This is a genomic window from Alphaproteobacteria bacterium, assembly GCA_015231795.1.
Classification (GTDB): Bacteria; Pseudomonadota; Alphaproteobacteria; order Rhodospirillales; family WMHbin7; genus WMHbin7.
Map to the genome: position 1 here is coordinate 114,092 of JADGAX010000007.1, position 21,195 is coordinate 135,286.

Consider the following 21,195-nt stretch of genomic DNA (forward strand, 5'->3'; position numbering starts at 1 on the left):
CCTTGGTCCGGCGGGAGCATTGGCCGCTTTTTGTTAAGCTGGGCCTGCTGCCGCTGCTTTTTCTGGCGCTCGAGTCCTGGCTGCGCGCCCAGGCCGGTCCCTTCTGGATATGGTTTCATGTCGATCCCAATTACTTCTATCTGCTGAACGGGCTGATGCTGGCGGTGGGGGAAACCCCCGCCGACGTTTTTCATCCCGGCACGCCGGTTCATGTTCTGGTAGCGCTGATCCTGCGCGTGGCGCATCCCTTGGCCACCAGCGAGGAACTGGCCAATTTGGTGCTGAGCTATCCTGAACATTATCTCGCCATCGCCAGCCGGGCGATGATCAGCCTGAATGCCGCAGCCCTGCTGGTCTTGGGTTTGTCGGCCTATCGGGCGTTCGGTCGCTTCCTGCCCGCCCTGGCGGCGCAGACAGCCCCTTTCGCCACCATGTTCGTGATGAAGCAGGCCTATCACGTCAAGCCCGAGCCGTTCCTGCTGCTGGCGGCTTCGCTGATGGGGTGCTTTCTTTTTGAATTCATTCGCCACCAAGAGACGGATCGAAAATCCTTTTCAATCTATTTCGGCATCGTCGCCGGTTTCGGCGCAGCCTCGAAATTGCTGTTCGCACCCATCGCCCTGGCTCCGCTTTTTGTATTGGCGACAAGGCAACGCATCGGACTTTATGTTCTGGCAGCGGCGGCGGCCTTTCTGATTTGTCTATTGCCAGCGGCTGGCAACTGGGATGTGTCGGCGGCCTATTTCGCCCGTATGATCCAGGGTAGTGGTTCCTATGGCGGCGGCGCAGCCACCTTCGTCGATTGGGCCGCCTATCCCGGCAACTTGGCCAAGGTCTTCGCAGGCAAACCCGTATTCTTGGCTCTTCTCGTTCTGTCCCTGTTGGCCTTGGCTTTCAGGTGGCGTTTGGGGGTTGCGCGCAGCACTTCCTGGCGGGCGCTGGAAGGGATTGTGGCCGCGCAGGTGGCGATGGCGCTGCTGGTCGCCAAACACCCTATCGCCTATTACATGGTGGCGGCGGTGTCGCTAATTGGCGTTCAGGCCGCCTTGCTGATCGTGCTGGGCGAGGAGCTGACAGGCGCTAGGCGCTGGTGGCGTCCGGCGATGGCTGGCCTTCTGATCGCGCTGGGGATCAGCCGCATCGGCGCCATTTACAAGGATGCGACCGAATTGGCCGATTGGCGGGACAAGGCGCAGTCGCTTGACATGCAGGCTTATGATTCTTGCACCCAGGTCTATTTCGATTTCGCCACCAGCCCGACTTACGCCCTTTATATGGGCGACATGATGGCGAAATGGCGGTGGGCCGAACGCCTTGCCAGGATGTATCCAGCATCCAATCAAGTGTTCATGAATTTCTTCACCGGCGATCCCAGACGTTGGGGCGAACGGATCGATCTGCAAGCAGAAATCGCCAAACGTCCGTGCCTGGCTTTGCGCGGCGCATGGGACGGGGCGATGAAAAGTTACCTTTCGAAACTGGCGCCGGATGCGAAAATAACTGGCCAGTGTCTGGCGGGGCAGGAATTTCTGCTGACTGTCGGCATCGAAGCTAAATGCAGCCGTTGAGAAGGCGCGCAGGCGCGTTTTCGTCTTCCCAGCGAAGCGTTATGTTCAAGACTTCGACGCGATCCTGAATATCCTTGGGCAGACGCACATGGTCCTTGGCGGTGGTGACCAGCCTTGCCTGCAAGTCCTTGGCCTGCTCGAGCAATGCCTCGATTTCGCATTCGGTGTAGGCGTGATGATCGGGGAAGGGGAAGGCCATCGCGATCTTCGCCCCTTGTTCTTGCAAGGTGGCGAAAAATTTCTGAGGGCGTCCGATTCCCGCAAAGGCGACCACGGATGAATCCTTAAAGGAAACGTTGGTCGCGTCGGCGATGATGCTGGCCTTGAAGACCGGCAAGGCACCCATCCGCGACAAGACATCGCATTTATCCTGACCGATCAGCACGACCGCCTTGGCGCGCTTGACGCCGTCGGCCACGGGTTCGCGCAAAGGCCCTGAAGGAATGACGCGACCGTTGCCGAAACCCGTTTCGCCATCGACGACAAGGATCGGCAAATCCTGGAACAGGCTGGGATTCTGAAAGCCATCATCCATCACGACGACATCAGCGCCTTTTGCAATGGCGGCATGGGCGCCCTTTGCCCGGTCGGATGATATCCAGGTGGGAGCGATGGCGGCGTGCAGCAGCGCTTCGTCGCCGACTTCCCTGGCCGTGTGGCGGGCGGGATCAACTTGCAAAGGGCCAGTCTCGCAGCCGCCATAGCCGCGCAGCAAGATGGCCGGTCTTTTGCCAAGTGCCTGCAGATGGCGGACCAAGGATTGCACGACAGGCGTTTTGCCCGCTCCCCCCGCCACCAGATTGCCGACGCAAATCACGGGCACGCTGGCTTTCTCAGGTCTGGAGAAAGCGCGCTTCATGCGCCCTCCCGCCGCATAGAGACAGCCCAGCGGGGCCAAAATGTTTCCCCAGGCGCTTTGTTTATGCTGCCAGAAATCAGGCGCGCGCATTCATGCGCTCCAGAAGCGGCGACAAGGCTGCTAGAATGCGATTGAGCACGCCCGCCTCGTTGCCTGCAAAGGACAAAGCCGCATCGGCCAAGCCCCGGCGCTCGATCTCGTGATCGAGAAGATGGGATACTTCGCGGATCAAACCTTGCTCGTCGGCAACTTCGCGGGCGGCGCCCGCCACCAGCAGCCGGTAGGCCACATCGCGGAAATTGTCCATTTTCGGCCCCATCAGGACGGCAACGCCCAGCTTCGCCGGTTCGATGGGATTTTGGCCGCCCGAGGACAAGATGGATTTTCCCATGAAGGCGATGTGGGTCAGCCGGTAGAACAGGCCCATTTCACCCATCGTGTCCGCCAGATGGATATCCGTCTGGGCTGTTATTTCATCTTGCTTCGAGCGTCTGGCGACAACCAGACCCATGTCGCGCAGATCGCTGGCGATCTCGTCGGCGCGTTCCGGATGCCTGGGTGCGATCAAGGTCAACAGGTTGGCGTGACGCGATTTCAAGGCCAGATGCACGCGCCCGGCCATCATCTCCTCGCCCGCATGGGTGCTGGCGGCGATCCAACTGGGGCGATGCAGATGCGAGCTTTCCAAAAGGCGCAACTCGTCGGAATCGACGGGCAATTGCGGGGCGGAGAATTTCAGGTTGCCGGGTGTTGCGACGCGCCTGGCGCCCAGGGCATGCAGGCGTTGGCTGTCTTCTTCCGTCTGTCCAAGGCACAGGTCAAAGGCGCCCAACAGATGCCGCGCCAGGTTGGAGAAGCGCCGCCAATTGGCAAAACTTCTGTCCGAGACGCGCCCGTTGATCAGCGCCATCGGGATGCCGCGATTGGCCGTTTCGGCAATCAGATTCGGCCATAATTCCGATTCCAACCACAGGGCCAGATCGGGTTTCCAGTGGTCGAGAAAACGGCGTACCCAAGGTGCCCGGTCGACGGGCACGAACTGGTGAATGGCGTTGGCGGGAAGGCGGCTGGCCATCATACGAGCCGAGGTGACGGTGCCGGTAGTCATCAGTACCGTTTGGCGCGCCGCCAGCTTCTCGATCAGGGGCAGCGAGGACAGCGCCTCGCCCACCGACGCGCCGTGAATCCAAATCAGCTTGCCTTGCGGGCGCTCATGCGTATAGCGGCCCATGCGCTCGGGCATGCGCAACGGGTCTTCCTTGCCTCGGCGCTTGCGGCCAGCCAGATAAACCGGCAGCGCGGGGCCGATGGTGGTCGTCAAACCGCGATAGAGGCGCAGCATCATGGCGAAGCCTCGTTGTTCAGGGGGGCCGGTTCGATGGGAACAAGGCCCATGCGGCGGTCGGCTTCAGCGCTAATGACGTTCAGACGGTCTTCAAGCAGTTGGTTGAGGGCCGCGATCTGATCCTTGTCGGCATCCCGTGGAACCTCGACCGGTTCGCCCCAGACGAATACTATACCCTTTCCGAAGGGTCGGGGCAGCAGGAAACGATCCCAGGTGTTCATGAAACGGCTGGGGGCGGCGGAATAGGTGACAGGCAAGATCGGCACACCGGAAAGGCGCGCGATGTTGATGACGCCGTCACTGCAGCGCATGCGTGGACCCTTGGGGCCATCGGGCGTGATCCCGACGCACCCGCCTTCCTTGATCTTTTTGATGATGGCGCGCACGGCCGGACCGGCGCCGCGCGTCGTGGACCCGTTGATGGAATCAATGCCCAAATGGGCCACCGTGCGTGAGATCAGCAATCCGTCGCGATGCTGCGATGCCAGCATATGGAACGAGTGTTTTTTTGGCCAAATATAGGGCATCATCAAAATGCGACCGTGCCAGAACGCCATGATGAACGGCTTGCCCTGGCTCCAGAACGCTTCGGGGATATGGATGTTTTCCGTCGTCACCTTCTGGGTGGCGTGGATCAGGCGGATGTAATTGGCCGCCAGCCAGCAGGCCAGATAGCGGACGACATCGCTTCTCAGAATGCTTTTCCTCAGCCGCTTGTAAAATTCCCGGGCCGTCATGGCGAAGCGCTGCCGTTGGCATGCGGGATGGCCTGCAAGGCATGCAGGCGGGCATAAAGCCCGTTTTGCTCAAGCAGGCCAGCATGCGTCCCGCTTTCGGCGACGCGGCCCTGATCGATCACGAAAATCTTGTCGGCATGGGTGATGGTGGACAGACGGTGCGCGATTACCAAGGTGGTGCGGCCTTGCATCAGCTTGTCGAGCGCCGTTTGCACGGCGCGCTCGGATTCGGTGTCGAGCGCGCTGGTGGCTTCGTCAAGCAGCAAGATGGGGGCGTTGCGCAGCATGGCCCTGGCGATGGCAAGCCGCTGGCGCTGGCCGCCCGACAGTTTCACGCCATGTTCGCCCACCGTGGTGTCGTAGCCTTGGGGAAGGGCCGTGATGAAGTCGTGCGCCGCCGCCGCCCTTGCCGCCGCCTCGATCTCGTCTTGCGAGGCGCCCAGGCGGCCATAGGCGATGTTGGCGCGGATGGTGTCGTCGAACAGCACCACTTCCTGGCTGACCAAGGCCATTGATGAACGCAGGCTGGCCAGTTGCACCTTTTGCACATCCTGGCCGTCGATGGCGATGGTTCCTTCCTGCACGTCGTAGAAGCGGGGAATCAAATTCTGGATGGTCGATTTTCCAGCACCCGAAGGCCCCACCAACGCCACCGTCGCCCCTGCGGGAACCTCCATCGACAAGCCGTGCAACGCGCCTTTCTCGGCATTGTAGGCGAAGTGCACATTCTGGAAGCGAATGGCGCCCCCCTTGATCTCAAGCGGCTTGGCGTCGGGTGCTTCTTGGATGCTGGGCACTGTGTCCAGCACTTCGAACACGCGCTGGGCCGCCGACAGCCCTTCTTGCAGATTGGCGTTCAAATTCGCCAAAGCCTTCAAAGGCTGATAGGCCATGAGAAGCGCCGTGATGAACGAGAAGAAGGCGCCCGCCGTGGTCGCCCCTTCGATCACGCGGCTGCCGCCATAGACGATCACCACCGTGACTGCGGCGCCGCCCAGCGTTTCCATGATCGGGCTTGACCACGAGCGGGTGCGCGAAGCCCTGAAGTTCAGCTTGAAGATGTTTTCGACGATGTTGGCGACGCGGCTGGATTCATATCGTTCCATGCCATAGGCCTTGACGACCCGGATGCCCTGGAAACATTGCTCGATCAACGTGGTGAACAGGCCCCATTCTTCCTGCGTGTTGGCGGTGACGCGCCGAATGCGTCTGCCCAGTTTGATGATGGGCAGGATGGTCAGCGGGAAGACGAAGAATGAAATGCTGGCCAGCATCCAGTCTTGATAGAACATGACGGCGACCAGAAAGAGGACCGACAGCGAGTCCTTGCCGACGCTGACCAGAGCGTTCGAAACGGCGGCGCGGATCAGATTGACGTCGGTATTGAAACGCGACAGCAGGCGGCCCGTGGTGGTGGCGTGGAAATAGGCGATGTCCTGGGTCAGCATGTGGCGGAACAGCCGGTCTTGCAGATCGGCGATGATGCGCAGACCCACGAAGCTCATTTGCACCGACGAGCCGTAGCTGGCCAAACCCTTGACGACGGCGGTGGTCAGCACGGCCAGCCCCACCGGCCACAGCATGTCCATGCGCCGTTCCACGAACACTTTGTTGACGACCGGGTCCATCAGCCAAGCCGAGGCGGCGGTGGCGGCCGCCACCACGCCCATCAGGATCAGCGACAGAACGATCTTGCCGGCATAAGGGCGAATGCTGTCCTTCGCCAAGCGCCGGATCAGGCGCAGCGACGATTGGTCCAGCTTGATTTTCTTCTTCTTTGTCAAAAGACTAGGCTCCAGCCCCTGCCGTGGGGCCAGGACCATAGCATGTTGGGAAACCAACTTAAAGCGGGGCCAAAGCCGCCGTTTTCGGGCTGGCCGGTTCGGGAAAGGCCCGTCCGGAATCGAACGGGTCCAGATTGGCCAGGAATTGGCGGGCCGAGACTTCCCAGGAATAGTCCAGGGCATGGGCGCGGCACAGGCCGGGTTCGATGGTCACGGCGGTCAGGCTGGCCTTGGCCAGATCATCGTCCAGGCATCCGGCGGGCGAGCCGCCCAGCACGTCTTGCGGTCCAGCCACCGGATAGGCGGCTACCGGCAGGCCCGAAGCCAGGGCTTCCAGCAAGACGAGACCAAATGTGTCGGTGCGGCTGGGAAAGACGAACAAGTCGGCGGATCGGTAATGCCGCGCCAGATCTTCGCCCACTTTGGCACCCAGAAATCTCGCCTTGGGGTAATGGCCCTTCAATTGCTCGAGCTGCGGGCCATCGCCCACCACGACCTTGGTGCCGGGAATATCCAACGCCAGAAAGGCCTCGATGTTTTTCTCAACCGCTACCCGCCCGACATACAGGCTGATCGGGCGCGCCCAGGGATAAAGCTCGTCATCCTTCAAACCTGGGCGAAACAGCGCCGTATCGACGCCCCGCGTCCAGCGGCGGATGTTCTTGAAGCCGCGCGCCTTCAACTCGTCCTCGATCGATTGGGTCGCCACCATGACCGCCGAGGCGGGTGCGTGAAACCAGCGCACCAGTTTGTAGGTCATGCCAACCGGAATGCCGGAGCGGGCGTGGATATATTCCGGAAAGCGGGTGTGGTAGGCGGTGGTGAAGGGCAGGCCGCGCTTCACGCAGTATCGCCGTCCGGCTAGGCCCAGCGGGCCTTCGGTGGCGATGTGAATGGCGCAAGGTTGATGACGCTCGATCAGCTTGGCCATCTTGCGCCCAGGCAACAGCGACAGGCGGATTTCCGGATAGGTGGGGCAGGGGATGCTTTTGAACTGGTCCGGCGTGATGGCGATCACTTCATGGCCCAGCTTGGAAAGCTCTTCGCTTAAAGTAACGAGCGTACGGACGACGCCATTGATTTGAGGATGCCAGGCGTCGGTGATGACGAGGATACGCATTCCGGTTCCTTTGTTTGGAAGAGTGAAAGTTGACGCAAGGCCATCCAGTGCAGGATTTCCAGGCGTCCGTCCTTGTGTTCGACCAGCGCCGTGCAGCTTTCCACCCAGTCGCCGGTATTGGCGTAGGTGACGCCCGACAGATCGCGCAGCTCGGCATTGTGGATATGGCCGCAGACGATGCCGTCAACGTCGCGGCGCACCGCCTCGCTGGCCATCGTCTCTTCGTATTTGGCCATGTATTGAACGGCGTTCTTGACCTTGTGCTTCAAATAGGCCGACAGCGACCAGTAAGGTAGGCCCATGCCGCGCCGGACGGCGTTGAACCACTGATTGACCTTAAGGGCCAGCGTGTAGGCCCAATCGCCCAGCAAGGCCAGCCATTTGGCGTATTTGACCACGCCGTCGAAAGCGTCGCCGTGCAGCACCAGCAACCGCCGACCGTCGGCTGTTTCGTGAACGGCCTCCTCCATCACTTCGATGTCGCCGAATGTGTGTTCGGTGTAGTCGCGGGCGAATTCGTCGTGATTGCCGGGGATGAAGACAACTCTGGCGCCCTTGCGCGCCTTGCGCAGGATTTTCTGCACCACGTCATTATGGGCCTGCGGCCAGTACCACGAGCGCTTGAGACGCCAGCCGTCCACGATGTCGCCCACCAGATAAAGATGGTCGCTTTCGGTGTATTTCAAGAAATCGAGAAGGAATTCCGCCTTGCACCCGCGGGTGCCCAAATGCACGTCCGAAATCCAGATGGTCCGGTAATGCTGCATGTCGGAAAGGGCGTTCATCGTCAAACCGGGCTGTGGATAAGCTCTTAAAACCATTTCTTGTAGTCTTATTCCAACTGGAAGCAAGACTTTGTAGGTGTGTCATTAATATTTAACACCCGTGTCTTTGTGTTGTCATAATGGTTACTTACATTGCTGGCTGACATTGATTTGAAACAGAGCGGGTTATAGGCGGCATGACCTACGATTCCATGATTTCCCCCGAGATGAAGCCCTTCAGCGAAGTCAAACCCCGGCGCGTCGCCGTTATCTTCAATCCCACGGCGGGCCGCCGTCATGGCTGGCGCTTTCAGGCCACGGTGGAAAGACTCGAAGGCCATGTGACGCTGTTCCGCACGACCAAACCCAATGACGCCACCGAGATGGCGCTTGGCATGGTGGGCGATGGGGTGGATGTCGTGGTGGCGGCGGGCGGCGACGGCACCATCAACGAGGTGGTGAACGGCTTGGCGGGCAGTTCGGTGGCGATGGGCATCATTCCGCTGGGGACGGCCAATGTGATGGCGCATACGCTGGGCATCGGCACCAAGCCCACCCGGGTTTCGGCGGCCATCAATCAGGGCAAGCGTAGGCGTTTGCATTTGGGGCGCATCACATCGCCAGACCAGCCGGGCGGGCGCTTGTTCGTGCTGATGGCGGGGGCGGGGTTCGACGCGCAGGTGGTGGCCGACGTCAGTTCGGCCCTGAAGCGCCATACCGGCGCCCTGGCCTATGTGGTCGAAACCCTGGGCGGGGCGTTCAAATACGCCTTTCCGCCTTTGTCGATCAGCGTCGATGGCAAAGCGCATCAGGCGGTGACGGCGGTGGTCTGCAACGGCCCGCTTTACGGCGGTCCGTTCACGGCGGCCCCCAGGGCCGATCTGGAAAAGCCCGGTTTCGAAGTGCGGCTGCTGCAACGTTCAGGGATCAAGAATGTGCTGCGCTATGGCGCGGCCCTGGTGACGGGTCGCTTGGACACGTTGCCCGACGCTCCCAGCGTGCTGGGTACGTCGGTCGTCTTCGCAGGTCCAGAAGGTCTTCCACTGCAGGCCGATGGCGACATCCTGGCCCATCTTCCCGCCACCATCACGCTGGCGGAAGAAACGGTGGACGTGCTGGGGTAAGCCCTATCCGCCAGCTACCGTCATGCCTTCTATGCGCAGGCTGGGGCTGTCGGTTCCCGCCTTGAAGACCAGATCGCTGGCGGGCGTCAGGTTCAAGAACATGTCCTTCAGATTCCCGGCCACCGTCATTTCGTTGACTGGAAAGGAAATCCGCCCTTTCTCGATCCAATAGCCCGCAGCACCCCGGCTGTAATCGCCGGTGATGCCGTTCACGCCCATGCCGAAAAGATCGGTCACGTAAAATCCGTCGTCGATGTCCTTGATTAGATCGTCAAGGGAGAGCGTCCCAGCCTCAAGATACAGGTTGCTGGGCGAAGGCGAGGGCGGACTTGACGTTCCCCGCGAGGCGTGACCGGTGCTTTTCAAGCCCAATTGGCGGGCCGAGCGCAGATCGAGCAGCCAACTGGTCAGCCTTCCGTCCTCGATCAGGTGCATCCGCTTGTTGGGCAGCCCTTCGGCGTCACAGGGACGCGATTTCAGTCCGCGCAGACGGTGCGGGTCATCGACGATGCGAATGCCGGGCGCAAAGACCGGCTGGCCCATCCTATCTTTCAGAAAGCTGGTGCCCCGCGCGATCGATGCGCCATTGATGGCGCCGACGAAATGGCCCAGCAGACTGCGGGCGATGCGCGATTCGAAAACCACCGGCACTTTGGCGCTGGGCATTTTGCGGGCGTTCAAATGCCTGACGGCGCGTTCGCCCGCTTCGTGCCCCGTCTGTTCGGGCGGCGGCAGATCCTTGAAGTGAACGGCGGTGGCCCAATCGTAATCCCTGGACATGCCAAGTCCTTCGCCCGCCAACACGGCGGCGGATTGCGAATAGGAAGTGACGGTGCTTTCGCGCAACATGCCGTTCGAGCCTGCGATGACAAAGCTGGTGCGCCCCCAACTGGCGTCAGCGCCTTCCGAATTGTTGATGCCGGGCACGGCCCTGGCCGCTTCTTCGCAGGCCTTGGCGCGCTCGATCAGCAATTCGCTGGATGGTTCGAACGCATCGGCCAGGTCAAGGTCGGCCAGATCGGTCGCCAGTTCGCCAGGGTCGGCCAAGCCGCAGAAAGGGTCCTCGGGCACGGTGCGCGCCATGGCCACCGCGCGTTCGGCCAGTTCCCGAAGGGCTGCGGGCGAACGATCGGAACTGGAAACCAAGGCCTGACATTTTCCGATCAGCACCCGAAGGCCAATGTCGCCCGATTCAGAATGATCCAGCCGTTCCAGCTTGCCCAGGCGCCAGGCCACGGCAGCCGACGCTTGATCGACCAGCACCGCATCGGCGCCATCAGCACCCGCCTTCAAGGCGAGGTTGACCAGATCGGCAAGAATCTCCTGGTTTCTGCTCATGGCGCGGCCTAGCTCTTGACGAGGGAGGGTCTGGATTGGCTCAAATGAAGGGCGATGGATTTCGCCAATCCATCTTGCCGCCAGTCCTCAATGCTGCGCGCGTAGCGCCTGCGCCAATTCGGATGCTCGGCCACCGTTCCCGGCAGATTCATCGGCTCTTCTTGAAGCAGCATATCTTCAAACTGGGCCATCATGACCTGGGTGGGGGATTCGCACAGATAGCGATGCACGCCAAGGCATAATTGGCCAGCCAATTCCTGGTCGAGATGGCCGTCGGCGGGAAAGATGGGGTCGATGCAGCCCAGTTCCGAAAGCGCCCAGACAAGGCGCTGGCGGTCTTCGTGGCGGCCATGGCGTTCATGGCCCGCCGTCTCTGGTTTGGGATACAGGCGAAGCTGTTCGCGCCAGTCAAGGTCGCGCCCCTTCCACCAGCCCGCCAGCGGGGCCAGATCGTGCGTGCCCGCCGTGACCAGGGCCTGCGCGTCGATTTCATGCGGGCGTTTGAACTGGCCGTCATGGCGGCGTTCGAAGGGCAGCAGGCGATAGGCGAACAGTCCTTCGGCCCTCATGCGCTCGCGAAAGCCGTCGGGGACCGTTCCCAGATCCTCGCCGATCACCAAGCACTTGGCGCGTTGGCTTTCAAGCGCCAGCACGGCGAACAGGGCGTCGGCGGGCATGCGCACATAGGCGCCCTGATCGGCGTCGTTACCCTCCGGCACCCAGTAAAGCCGGACTAGCGACATGGCGTGATCGAGCCGCATGGCGCCCGCATGACGCATATTGGCGCGCAGAACCTGCGCGAAGGGGGCATAGCCAAGCTCGTCGAGAGCGACCGGATTGAAAGGCGACAGGCCCCAATCCTGGCCTTTCAGATTCAAGGGGTCGGGTGGGGCGCCGACGCCGATGCCCAGGGCCAGCGCGTCTTGCAAGGACCAGGCTTCGCCGCTGTCGCCGGGAATGCCGACCCCCAGGTCGCGATACAGGCCAATCGCCATGCCATGCTTGCGGGCGGCAGCTTCCGCTGCACCCAGTTGCCGGTCGGCCAGATATTCCAGATATTGGAAGAACAAGATCCGTCGCTCATGTTCCATGGCGAAATGCGCCACGTCCGGCGAATTCGGGCTGCGGAAACCTTCAGGCCAGCGTCGCCACCAGCCCATCTCGGGCGCTTGCTTCTGGAAATGCTCCTGCAGGGCCTGGAAGCGGGCGAAACGTTCAAGCGAAGCGCCTTGCTCACGCACATAGGCCAGAAAATCCCGGCCCCGTTCCGTCGGTTGCTTGCCCAATTCGTTCTTGTGGAAATGGCCGAACATTTCCTCCAGCAGCGGGAACTTCATGGCCGCTACTTCGGGATAATCGATCAAGTCCGACTTTTCCGCCTTTTGGCGTTGGCCTTCCATTTTATCGGCCTGCGCCTTTACTTGGGCGAATTCCGGCAGGGCCTGAGGGTCGATATAGATGGCGTCCAGAAACAGCCTGGAAGAAGGCGAATAAGGGCTGATGCGATCAGGCTGCGACATGAAGCGGGCATGCAGGGGATTAAGGCCGACGGCCCCGGCGCCCAAGTCTCCCGCCGCCTCGACAAAATCTTGAAGGGCTGTGAAATCGCCGATGCCAAAGCCCTTGTCCTGGCCACGCCTCAAGCCGTAAAGCTGGGCCGACACGCCCCAGACGCGTCCGCCGGAATGCAATGGTTCCGGGATATAGGCCGATGATGGGGCGACGATCAGCGAGGTTTCGGTCGCCATGCCCGGCCCCAATTCGACCGACAAGCGGTGGTAGCCGATTTCCAACGGCGCGGGGCAGGCAAGCAGGCGTTTGAAATATAGTTTGCCGTCGATCCAGCGTTCTTCGACCTGAACAAGGTCGGCGGCGTTGAATTCGCCCGTCAGCAGATTTCCCGATTCCTCCAGAACGCGCCAGCGGCCGCGCCCGGCCTGCTCGTGAAGGGCGATGGGAATCGGCGGCGCATCCTGGCCAAGACGCACGATATGGGTGGCCGGAGCGCCGCGCCGCCAGGTCCGTTCCTCAAGCCGTTGCAGGCTGGCGCTGGCCTCGGCGTCGCTGTCGGCAGTCAGTCCCATCGACTTCAGGAAGTGACGCTTCGTCTCGTCGGTCACTGGGCGCCACTGGCCGAAGAAATCCCACCAGCCAGGCTCGATGCCGGCCATTTGGGCAAGACGGTCAAGATCGCGCATGTCGTTCATTCAGCACCCCGGTTTGCCGATTTTCGTTTCAGAACGGCCATCGAGCGGCCTTTCATGACGTACTGTTCGCCCGCCTCGGCGATTCGACCATGCCCCAAGCCATCTTGCAGGGCCGTGTCGATCACGATTTCCCAAACCAAGCCGACCGATGGCGGCGGCAGCACATAGGGAATGGCGTCGTGATAAGCGTTCATGATGACGATGAACGTGTCGTCGCGCATGCCGGAACGCCCATCGTTGCTATCATGCAACGTGACTTCTCCGTTCAGCAGGAATGCCAGCGAGCGGGCATAGGGCACCTGCCAATCGTGCGGCGTCATTTCCTTGCCCTCGGGCGTCAGCCAAACGAGATCCTTGACGTGATTTCCGATCTCGGTTCCCTTGAAGTAACGAGGGCGGCGAAAGACGGGGTGGCGGGCGCGCAGCCCAAGCAGGACGCGCGTAAAGGCCAGCATGTCCTCGTCGATGTCCATCCAATCGATCCAGGCCAGTTCCGTATCCTGGCAATAGGCGTTGTTGTTGCCGTTCTGACTCTTTCCCATTTCGTCGCCCGCCAGCATCATGGGAACGCCCTGGGACAGCAAAAGCGTGGCCATCAGATTGCGTCTTTGCTGATGGCGCAACTTCAAGACGGACGCGTTGGCCGTCGGCCCCTCGACGCCGCAATTCCATGAATAGTTGGCGTCCGTGCCGTCGCGGTTTTCCTCGCCGTTGGCGTCGTTGTGCTTGCGGTCGAAGCTGGTCAGGTCGGCCAGGGTGAATCCGTCATGCGCGGTCACGAAATTCATGCTGGCCCAGGGCCTGCGTCCGCCCCATTCGAAAAGGTCCGACGATCCCGTGACGCGCGAGGCCATGTCGCCGATCAAGCCGCCATCTCCCCGCCAGAACTGGCGGACGGTGTCGCGAAAGCGCCCGTTCCATTCCGACCAACCGGGGGGGAAGCCGCCCAGCCGATAGCCGTCGCCGCCCAAGTCCCAGGGTTCAGCGATCAGTTTGACGCGCGACAACACCGGGTCTTGGCGCATGGCGTCCAGGAAGCCCGAACCGCCGTCGAAACCGGCGCGCTCGCGGGCCAGCGAGGCCGCCAGATCGAAGCGAAAGCCGTCGACATGCATTTCCTCGACCCAGTAGCGCAAGGAATCCATCACCATCTGAAGAACGCGGGGATGGCGCAGGTTCAGCGTATTTCCACAGCCAGAATAGTTTTCGTAATGCCGCTCGTCGCCCGGCACCAGACGATAGTATGACGCGTTGTCGATCCCCTTGAAGCTGAGGGTCGGCCCCATATGGTTGCCTTCGGCGGTGTGGTTGTAGACCACGTCCAAGATCACTTCGATGCCCGCTTCGTGTAGGTTTTGCACCATACTCTTGAAATCGCCCAGCGCGTTGTCGGCGATGAACCGGGCGTCGGGAGCGAAGAAGCCGATGGTGTTGTAGCCCCAGTAATTGGACAGGCCACGCTTGACCAGGAACTGTTCATCGACTGCTGCGTGCACGGGCAGGATTTCAAGAGACGTCACGCCCAGATGGGTGAAATATTCAATGACCGAAGGATGGCCAAGGCCCAGAAACGTGCCCTTCATTCTTCCTGGCACCTGGGGGTGTTTCTTGGTGAAGCCCTTGGCATGCAGTTCGTAGAAGACCGCGCGCGGAAATGGGATGGCGGGCGGGCGATCGGCGCCCCATGTGAAGGCCGTATCCACCACCTGGCATTTGGGCATGTATTTCGCGTTGTCGCGCTTGTCGAAAGACAGGTCGCCCATCGGGCTTCCCACCTTGAATCCGTAATGGGCGTCGCTCCATTTCAGGTCGCCGTGCAGCGCTTTGGCATAGGGATCGAGCAGCAATTTGTGATGATTGAAGCGGTGCCCATGCTGCGGATCATAGGGGCCGTAGACGCGATAGCCGTAAAGTTGGCCGGGGCGAATGTCAGGCAAGTGCGCGTGCCAGACTTCGTCCGTGTATTCGGGCATCAAGACGCGTTCGGTTTCGTGATGCCCATGATGGTCGAACAAGCACAGTTCGACCTTCTCGGCATGGGCCGAGAAGAGGGCGAAGTTGACTCCCTTGCCGCTCCAAGAAGCGCCAAGCGGATAGGGGCTGCCAGATTTCAAACTCTGGCTTCGGCTCATCCCTTGCACCGAAGAGCGATGGTAGATAGCGGCGGCAATGTCAAATCCAGCGAGAAGGATTGCCCATGCCAGGGAATTTCCTCGGCTTGGCGTCCGCCGCCGTTTCCGGCGTCCGATCCGCCGTAATAGGCGGAATCGGTGTTGAGGATTTCTTGCCAGAAACCGGCCCTGGGCACGCCGACGCGATAGCCGTGGCGCAGCACCGGCGTGAAATTGCTGACCAGCAACACCACGTCCTGCTCGCCCTTGCTTTTGCGCAGCCAGGAAATCACGCTGTTGTCGCGGTCGTTGCAGTCGATCCAGCTGAAACCCGCCGGGTCGCAGTCAAGCTCGTGCAGGGCGGGCGTGTCTCGGTACAGATGGTTGAGGTCGGCAACGCAGCGCCTAGCCCCTTCATGCATCGTATCGCCCATCAGATGCCAGTCCAGCGACGTCTGATAATTCCATTCGTTTTCCTGGCCGAATTCGCAGCCCATGAACAGCAGTTTCTTGCCGGGCTGGCCGTACATGAATCCATAATAGGCGCGCAGACTGGCGAAACGCTGCCAGCGGTCGCCCGGCATGCGAGACAGGATCGATCCTTTACCATGCACCACTTCGTCGTGCGAGAGCGGCAAGATGAAGTTTTCGTGCCAAGCGTAGAGCAGGCCGAAGGTCAGGTCGTCGTGATGATAGCGCCGGTGAACGGGGTCCTTGCTCATGAAGCGCAAGGTGTCGTGCATCCAGCCCATGTTCCATTTCAGGCCGAACCCCAGTCCGCCCAGCCAAGTGGGGCGCGACACCATCGGCCAAGCCGTCGATTCCTCGGCGATGGTCATGACGCCCGCATGCTGCCCATAGACCAGTTCGTTCATGCGACGGATGAAGGAAATGGCTTCCAGATTTTCATTGCCGCCGTAGCTGTTGGGAATCCACTCGCCCGGCTCTCTGGAATAATCGAGGTATAGCATCGACGCCACGGCATCGACCCGCAGCCCGTCGATATGGAAGTTTTCCATCCAGAACAGCGCGTTCGACAGCAGAAAATTTGCCACCTCGTTGCGGCCGTAATTGTAGATCAGCGTGTTCCAATCCTTGTGGATGCCCTGACGCGGGTCCTCGTGCTCGTACAGATGCGAGCCGTCGAACCAAGCGGGGCCGTGGGCGTCCGAGGGGAAATGGCCAGCCACCCAGTCGATGATGACGCCGATACCGCGCCCATGCAGGTAATCGACCAGATAGGCGAAGTCGTCGGGCGAGCCGTAGCGCGACGACGGAGCGAACAGGCCGATCGGCTGATAGCCCCACGAACCATCGAAGGGATGTTCGTGTACGGGCAGGAATTCGATATGGGTGAATCCCATTTCCTCGACATACTGCGCCAGCTGATGCGCCATCTCGCGATAGGTGAGCGGGCGGTTGCCTTCTTCCGGCACGCGCTTCCACGATCCCAGATGCACCTCGTAAATGCTGACCGGGCGGTCCAGCGCATTCATGTCCTGGCGCTTCTTCATCCACTGTCCATCGTGCCAGTCGCGCCCGCCGACCTTCCAGACGCGGCTGGCGCTTTTGGGCGGCACTTCGGCCCAGAATCCGCAAGGGTCCGACTTTTCGGCCATCAGCGCGCCCGATTGCGCCTTGATCTCGAATTTGTAGACGTCGCCGACATGCACGCCCGGAACGAAGATTTCCCAAACGCCAATCCCCGGATGCAGGCGCATCGCATGGCGGCGTCCATCCCATTGGTTAAAGTCGCCGATGACGCTGACGCGTCTGGCATTGGGCGCCCAAACGGCAAAGCGCGTTCCGGCAACGCCGTCGATCTCCATCGGATGCGCGCCCAGCACGTCGAACGAACGCCAATGCGTGCCTTCGCCCAACAGGTGGCGGTCCATGTCGCCGAAGGTGGTGCCGAAACGATAGGCGTCCTCGACCTCGGCCATGGCGCCGCCGCTTGAATGAACGCGCAACCGCCATCCCTTGGCGGGCGGCGTGTCCAACTCTGCCTCGAAGATGCCGCTGTCGTGGATGCGGCCCATCTCGGCCAAGGGCTGCCCCGTGCCTCGATCGACCACCTCGACGCGTGAGGCGCCCGGCTGGAAACTGCGCAGCGCATGGCGTCCATTTTCCCCCTTGTGCAGGCCGAGATAGCCGAAGGGGTCGGAATGGTCGCCAAGAGCGATCAGATCGGCGGGGTTGGGCTTGCGGCTTTTGGATGAACGGTTGGGCATGATCCGGTTTCTTGTTTGTTGCGGGCTAAGCAGTCTTTCCCTTCAAGAGCTTCAGGGCAAGAGACGATTGGTGGACAGGCTTCGTAGCATGAGGTTGTCCATCATTTGTCGTTTGATCTATATCAAAGCAAAGACTATATGAGCACATCAGAGAACTTGAGCACATCAGAGAACTATAGACAAACGGGGCGGGGCGTAGTACCTACGTCGAATGTTTTATCCGGCTCCTGGGGGAGCCTAGCCGGACTCGATGGAGGGTTTTTCGCATGAACGCTACCGCCAAGACGCTGGGCACGCTTGTTCTGGCCCTTGTTGTTCTCGCTCTTTACTTCAGCATTTTCGTCTTCAAGTTCTTCCTGCCGCTCTATCTGGCTCTGGCCCTGGCTGGTCTTGGCTTGGTCGTCGTGACCATCCTGGCTGGAAATGCCGGCGGCGGAAACGAGGAAGCCCACTGACGTCAGCTTCGGCTTCGCCGACTGAATGAAAACACCCCGCTCGAAGGCGGGGTGTTTTTTTGTCTGCCGGGGTGCTTTGCTTGGTCGACGAGGAAGGGTCAACCCAGATCGATCCAGGTGGCTTCGCGGCCCTTGGGCGTGCTGGTGGCGACCACCTGAACCCGCTGGCCTTCGGCCAGGGTTTCGATGCCGCAGCGGCGCAGCACGCTTTTATGGATGAAGACATCCTTGCCGCCGTCGTCGGCGGTAATGAAGCCAAAGCCCTTCTCGGCGGCGAACCATTTGACGGCGCCGGAAAGAGAGGGACCGTCGGCCGCCGGGGGCGGCTCGGGCTGAGGCAGGTTCGTGGTGTCGGCATCCAGGATGCTCAAAACCTGCTGGCCCTTGGCGCCCTGCGCCACCTCGCACAGGATTTCCGCCCCTTCGGGCAGAATGGCGAGGCCGAATTTCTGAAGCACCGAGACGTGCAAGAAGGCGTCGGGCGATCCGTCCATCGGCGCCACGAAACCAAATCCCTTGTCTGGATTGAACCATTTCACGCGGGCTCGAATTTGGAACCCTTGCTGGGGAGCTCTTGGCTTTCCCCCTCCGAAACCGTAATTGGACACTTGTACCGCCCCTTCATCAACTCAAATCCCCGTCCGGACTCCTCTCGGGGTTCCAGACCCTGAATTTGTCTCACGACTCGGGCTTCTTTTCCAGAGATTTTCTCGTGACCGTTCCAAATCGTCCTGCGATTGCAAGCGCTTCTTGGATTTTACACCCTCCAACGCCTGTCTTTAGGGGGAGGGGAGGCGCACACCCCCCAGCGCTTGTGGTATCGGGGAGGCGGCCGGTAATGTTGACGGGGCGGCGTCTGAAGGTGCAAAGTCTAGTGCTTAAGCATAATCGGATATGTGCCATGTCTCAGACCACCCGCCATCTCGAACTTCCGGCCCGGCTGGCAGGGCTTGCCCTGCGTCCCATGCCGCCCAAGGCGCTGGAGCCTTTGCTGGGCCTTGCCATGCGTCTGGTCGAACGCCGCCACCCCCGCCTGATCGAAAGATTGGCGGAGTTGGCCCCAGCTCGGATTGTCATCGAACCCCGGGACACCCATCATCGCTTCCTGATCGACATTAACGAAGGAAGCGCTCCGGTGCGCCTGATGTTGGCCCACGAGGACGACGAGGCCCAGGCCACAATTTCAGGGCGTCTGGCTACCTTGATCGATCTGATGGAAGGACGCATCGACGGCGACAGCCTGTTCTTCACCCGCGAATTGACCGTCACCGGCGACACGGCGCTGATCGTGGCGCTGCGCAATACGCTGGACGGCGAGGAAATATCGGTTCTCGACGACGTTCTGGCCTTTTTGGGTCCCTTCGCCACACCCGCCGCCCGTCTGATCGCCGTGGCCGACGACATGGCCAAGCGCCTAGCGTTGCGAGCGCAGGATGGCTTGCGTTCGCTTCACGACATGGCGCACGACCAGCGCGGGCCGGAAGCGGAAGCCGATGCGTTGCGCGCCGAAATTTCTGGTCTGAAGACCCGTCTGTCCAAGCTGGAAACCCGCGCCGCCAAAAACAAGGAAGCGGCCCCGGCATGAACGAGCCTTATCTGGAATTGGTTTGTCCGGCGGGAACGCCGGCAGCTTTGCGCGCCGCCGTCGATGCGGGCGCCGATACCGTCTATTGCGGCTTTCGCGACGAGACCAATGCGCGCAATTTCCCCGGTCTCAATTTCGACCGGCGCGAAATGAAAGAGGGCATCGCCTACGCCCACGCCAAAGGCCGCAAAGTGCTGATCGCCATCAATACCTTTCCCAAGGCGGGCAATGCCCAGCCCTGGCACAGGGCGGTGGACGACGCGCACAGCCTGGGCGCCGACGCCATCATTCTGGCCGATATCGGCCTATTGGACTATGCGCATAGAACGCATCCCGGACAGCGGTTGCATCTGTCGGTGCAGGCGGCAGCCTCGAACGCTTCCGCCATCGCCTTCTATCGCGACCGTTTCGACGTCAAGCGCGTGGTGTTGCCGCGCGTTCTGACGGTCGATGAAATCGCCAAGCTGACCCGCGAGATCGGCGTCGAAACCGAGGTTTTCGCCTTCGGCGGATTGTGCGTGATGGCCGAGGGGCGTTGCGCGCTGTCATCCTATCTTACCGGCACATCGCCCAACAGCCAGGGCGCTTGCGCGCCCGCCAGCCATGTGCGTTATGACGAGGAAGGCGGCAAGCTGCTGTCGCGCCTGGGCGGCATCACCATCAACAGTTTCGAGAAGAACGAACCGGCTGGCTATCCGACGCCTTGCAAGGGCCGTTTCGTGGCCGATGGAAAAACCTCGTATCTGTTCGAGGACCCGGTCAGCCTGAACACCATCGACATTCTGCCGCAATTGAAAGCGGCGGGTGTCAAGGCCTTGAAGATCGAGGGACGACAGCGTGGCAAGGCCTATGTGGCGGAAGTGGTGGGCACCTTCAGAAAGGCCATCGATCAGCTTGCGGGCGGCCATGGTGGCGCGGTTGGCGCAGGGGCGCTTTCACAACATTCCGAGGGCGGACGCCAGACCACGGGCGCTTATAAAAAGAGCTGGCGATGACATCTTCCCAAAAACTTTCCATCGGGCCGCTTCTGTTTCATTGGACGCCCGAAAGACGGCGCGATTTCTATTTCCGAATGGCCGACGAAGCCCCGGTCGATAGCGTGCATCTGGGCGAAGTGGTGTGTTCGAAGCGCTCACCCTTCTTCGATCCGATGATTCCGGAAGTGGCCGAGCGTCTGCAAAAGGCGGGCAAAGAGGTGGTGTTGTCCACCCTGGCCCTGGTGACCAGCGAGCGCGAGATGGAGGCGCTGGCAGGGGCTGCCGATGCCGGTCTGATGGTCGAAGTCAATGATGTGGCGGGCATTCCCGCCCTGAACGGTCAGCCCTTCGTGGTTGGCCCCTATGTCAATCTGTTCAACGAGGACACGCTGAAGGTTTTCGCGGGCCTGGGCGCTGTGCGGGCCTGCCTGCATGTCGAAGCGTCGGCCCAGATGGCGGCTCTGCTGTCGAAGGCCAAGGGCGACATGGAATTGGAAATGATGGTGTTCGGTCGCCTGCCCTTGACCGTTTCAGCGCGCTGTTACCATGCCCGGGCGCACGGCTTGGCCAAGGATTCCTGCCAATATGTTTGCGGATTGGATGCCGACGGCAAGCCGGTCGATACGCTGGACGGACAGAATATCCTGATCGTCAACGGCACCGAAACCATGTCGCACGGTTATGTCGAACTGGCGGCTAAATTGCCCGAGCTGCGAGAGATCGGCATCGGACGCATGCGTTTGATGCCCCAAGATGCCGACATGGTGGCCGTTGCTTCTCTGTGGAGAAACGCGCTCGACGGGAAGATTTCGCCCGATGAGACGGGATCAAGACTGCGCGAACTTTGTCCTGATGTTCCCTTCGTTGATGGTTATTGGCAGGGCCGCGAAGGTTTGGCTTGGAGCGGAGACGAGGCTGAGTAGCCTTATGACTGGCGGTTAATGATCCCCCGTTAACTTTCGCTTGCAATAAACAACACCCTGCATAATC

Annotated in this window: 17 protein-coding genes; 6 read left to right on the forward strand and 11 right to left on the reverse strand. The window is 61.0% G+C overall.

Annotation, left to right across the window (positions count from 1 at the left end):
* Positions 1–2: 2 nt before the first annotated feature.
* Positions 3–1,568 carry a hypothetical protein gene (locus HQL44_14270; GenBank protein MBF0269747.1) on the forward strand — a complete coding sequence of 522 codons (1,566 nt, stop codon included), beginning with the start codon at positions 3–5 and terminating at the stop codon, positions 1,566–1,568.
* On the opposite strand, the gene HQL44_14275 is transcribed toward HQL44_14270, so the two are convergent.
* Genes HQL44_14275 through HQL44_14300 form a run of 6 tightly spaced genes read right to left on the reverse strand, consistent with a single transcriptional unit; the run spans position 1,552 to position 8,198 of the window.
* On the reverse strand, positions 1,552–2,517 hold the full coding sequence (locus HQL44_14275) for a tetraacyldisaccharide 4'-kinase (GenBank protein ID MBF0269748.1): 966 nt from the start codon (positions 2,515–2,517) through the stop codon (positions 1,552–1,554). The two genes, HQL44_14270 and HQL44_14275, sit on opposite strands and share 17 nt — an antisense overlap.
* Positions 2,504–3,772: a 3-deoxy-D-manno-octulosonic acid transferase gene (locus HQL44_14280; protein MBF0269749.1), complete on the reverse strand. Its 1,269-nt coding sequence runs from the start codon at positions 3,770–3,772 to the stop codon at positions 2,504–2,506. Before HQL44_14280 ends, HQL44_14275 begins: the two co-directional genes overlap by 14 nt.
* Positions 3,769–4,509, reverse strand: coding sequence for a lysophospholipid acyltransferase family protein (locus tag HQL44_14285; GenBank protein MBF0269750.1), 741 nt, complete (start codon positions 4,507–4,509; stop codon positions 3,769–3,771). Before HQL44_14285 ends, HQL44_14280 begins: the two co-directional genes overlap by 4 nt.
* The gene (gene msbA, locus HQL44_14290) at positions 4,506–6,332 is read right to left on the reverse strand and encodes a lipid A export permease/ATP-binding protein MsbA (protein MBF0269751.1); all 1,827 of its coding nucleotides are present in this window, start codon (positions 6,330–6,332) and stop codon (positions 4,506–4,508) included. The genes HQL44_14285 and msbA overlap by 4 nt, the downstream gene beginning before the upstream one ends.
* A 19-nt stretch (positions 6,333–6,351) precedes the next feature.
* Entirely contained in the window at positions 6,352–7,413 is a 1,062-nt protein-coding gene (locus HQL44_14295) for a glycosyltransferase family 1 protein (protein MBF0269752.1), read from the reverse strand.
* A complete protein-coding gene (locus HQL44_14300) occupies positions 7,341–8,198 on the reverse strand; it encodes a UDP-2,3-diacylglucosamine diphosphatase (protein MBF0269753.1) in 858 nt (285 codons plus the stop codon). The genes HQL44_14295 and HQL44_14300 overlap by 73 nt, the downstream gene beginning before the upstream one ends.
* Before the next feature lie 206 nt (positions 8,199–8,404).
* Here HQL44_14300 and HQL44_14305 point away from each other — a divergent pair, with 206 nt between their 5' ends.
* Positions 8,405–9,301 carry a YegS/Rv2252/BmrU family lipid kinase gene (locus tag HQL44_14305; protein ID MBF0269754.1) on the forward strand — a complete coding sequence of 299 codons (897 nt, stop codon included), beginning with the start codon at positions 8,405–8,407 and terminating at the stop codon, positions 9,299–9,301.
* A 3-nt stretch (positions 9,302–9,304) separates the two neighbouring features.
* On the opposite strand, the gene HQL44_14310 is transcribed toward HQL44_14305, so the two are convergent.
* Genes HQL44_14310 through glgB form a run of 4 tightly spaced genes read right to left on the reverse strand, consistent with a single transcriptional unit; the run spans position 9,305 to position 17,188 of the window.
* The gene (locus HQL44_14310) at positions 9,305–10,639 is read right to left on the reverse strand and encodes a TldD/PmbA family protein (GenBank protein MBF0269755.1); all 1,335 of its coding nucleotides are present in this window, start codon (positions 10,637–10,639) and stop codon (positions 9,305–9,307) included.
* A gap of 8 nt (positions 10,640–10,647) precedes the next feature.
* Positions 10,648–12,846, reverse strand: coding sequence for a 4-alpha-glucanotransferase (malQ, locus tag HQL44_14315; protein MBF0269756.1), 2,199 nt, complete (start codon positions 12,844–12,846; stop codon positions 10,648–10,650).
* A complete protein-coding gene (gene glgX, locus HQL44_14320; protein ID MBF0269757.1) occupies positions 12,843–14,978 on the reverse strand; it encodes a glycogen debranching protein GlgX in 2,136 nt (711 codons plus the stop codon). The genes malQ and glgX overlap by 4 nt, the downstream gene beginning before the upstream one ends.
* Positions 14,975–17,188 (reverse strand): 1,4-alpha-glucan branching protein GlgB, encoded by a 2,214-nt coding sequence (glgB, locus tag HQL44_14325; protein ID MBF0269758.1) that lies wholly within the window; start codon positions 17,186–17,188, stop codon positions 14,975–14,977. Before glgB ends, glgX begins: the two co-directional genes overlap by 4 nt.
* 266 nt (positions 17,189–17,454) lie before the next feature.
* Between glgB and HQL44_14330 the strand changes: the two genes are divergently transcribed.
* Positions 17,455–17,643, forward strand: a complete 189-nt coding sequence (locus HQL44_14330; GenBank protein ID MBF0269759.1) for a hypothetical protein — start codon at positions 17,455–17,457, stop codon at positions 17,641–17,643.
* Between the two features lie 98 nt (positions 17,644–17,741).
* On the opposite strand, the gene HQL44_14335 is transcribed toward HQL44_14330, so the two are convergent.
* Positions 17,742–18,251, reverse strand: coding sequence for a cold shock domain-containing protein (locus tag HQL44_14335; protein ID MBF0269760.1), 510 nt, complete (start codon positions 18,249–18,251; stop codon positions 17,742–17,744).
* A gap of 293 nt (positions 18,252–18,544) precedes the next feature.
* On the opposite strand from HQL44_14335, the gene HQL44_14340 reads away from it, so the two are divergent.
* Genes HQL44_14340 through HQL44_14350 form a run of 3 tightly spaced genes read left to right on the forward strand, consistent with a single transcriptional unit; the run spans position 18,545 to position 21,128 of the window.
* A complete protein-coding gene (locus tag HQL44_14340) occupies positions 18,545–19,228 on the forward strand; it encodes an SCP2 sterol-binding domain-containing protein (GenBank protein MBF0269761.1) in 684 nt (227 codons plus the stop codon).
* A complete protein-coding gene (locus tag HQL44_14345; protein MBF0269762.1) occupies positions 19,225–20,223 on the forward strand; it encodes a U32 family peptidase in 999 nt (332 codons plus the stop codon). The genes HQL44_14340 and HQL44_14345 overlap by 4 nt, the downstream gene beginning before the upstream one ends.
* Positions 20,220–21,128 (forward strand): U32 family peptidase, encoded by a 909-nt coding sequence (locus tag HQL44_14350; protein ID MBF0269763.1) that lies wholly within the window; start codon positions 20,220–20,222, stop codon positions 21,126–21,128. The genes HQL44_14345 and HQL44_14350 overlap by 4 nt, the downstream gene beginning before the upstream one ends.
* Positions 21,129–21,195: the final 67 nt, after the last annotated feature.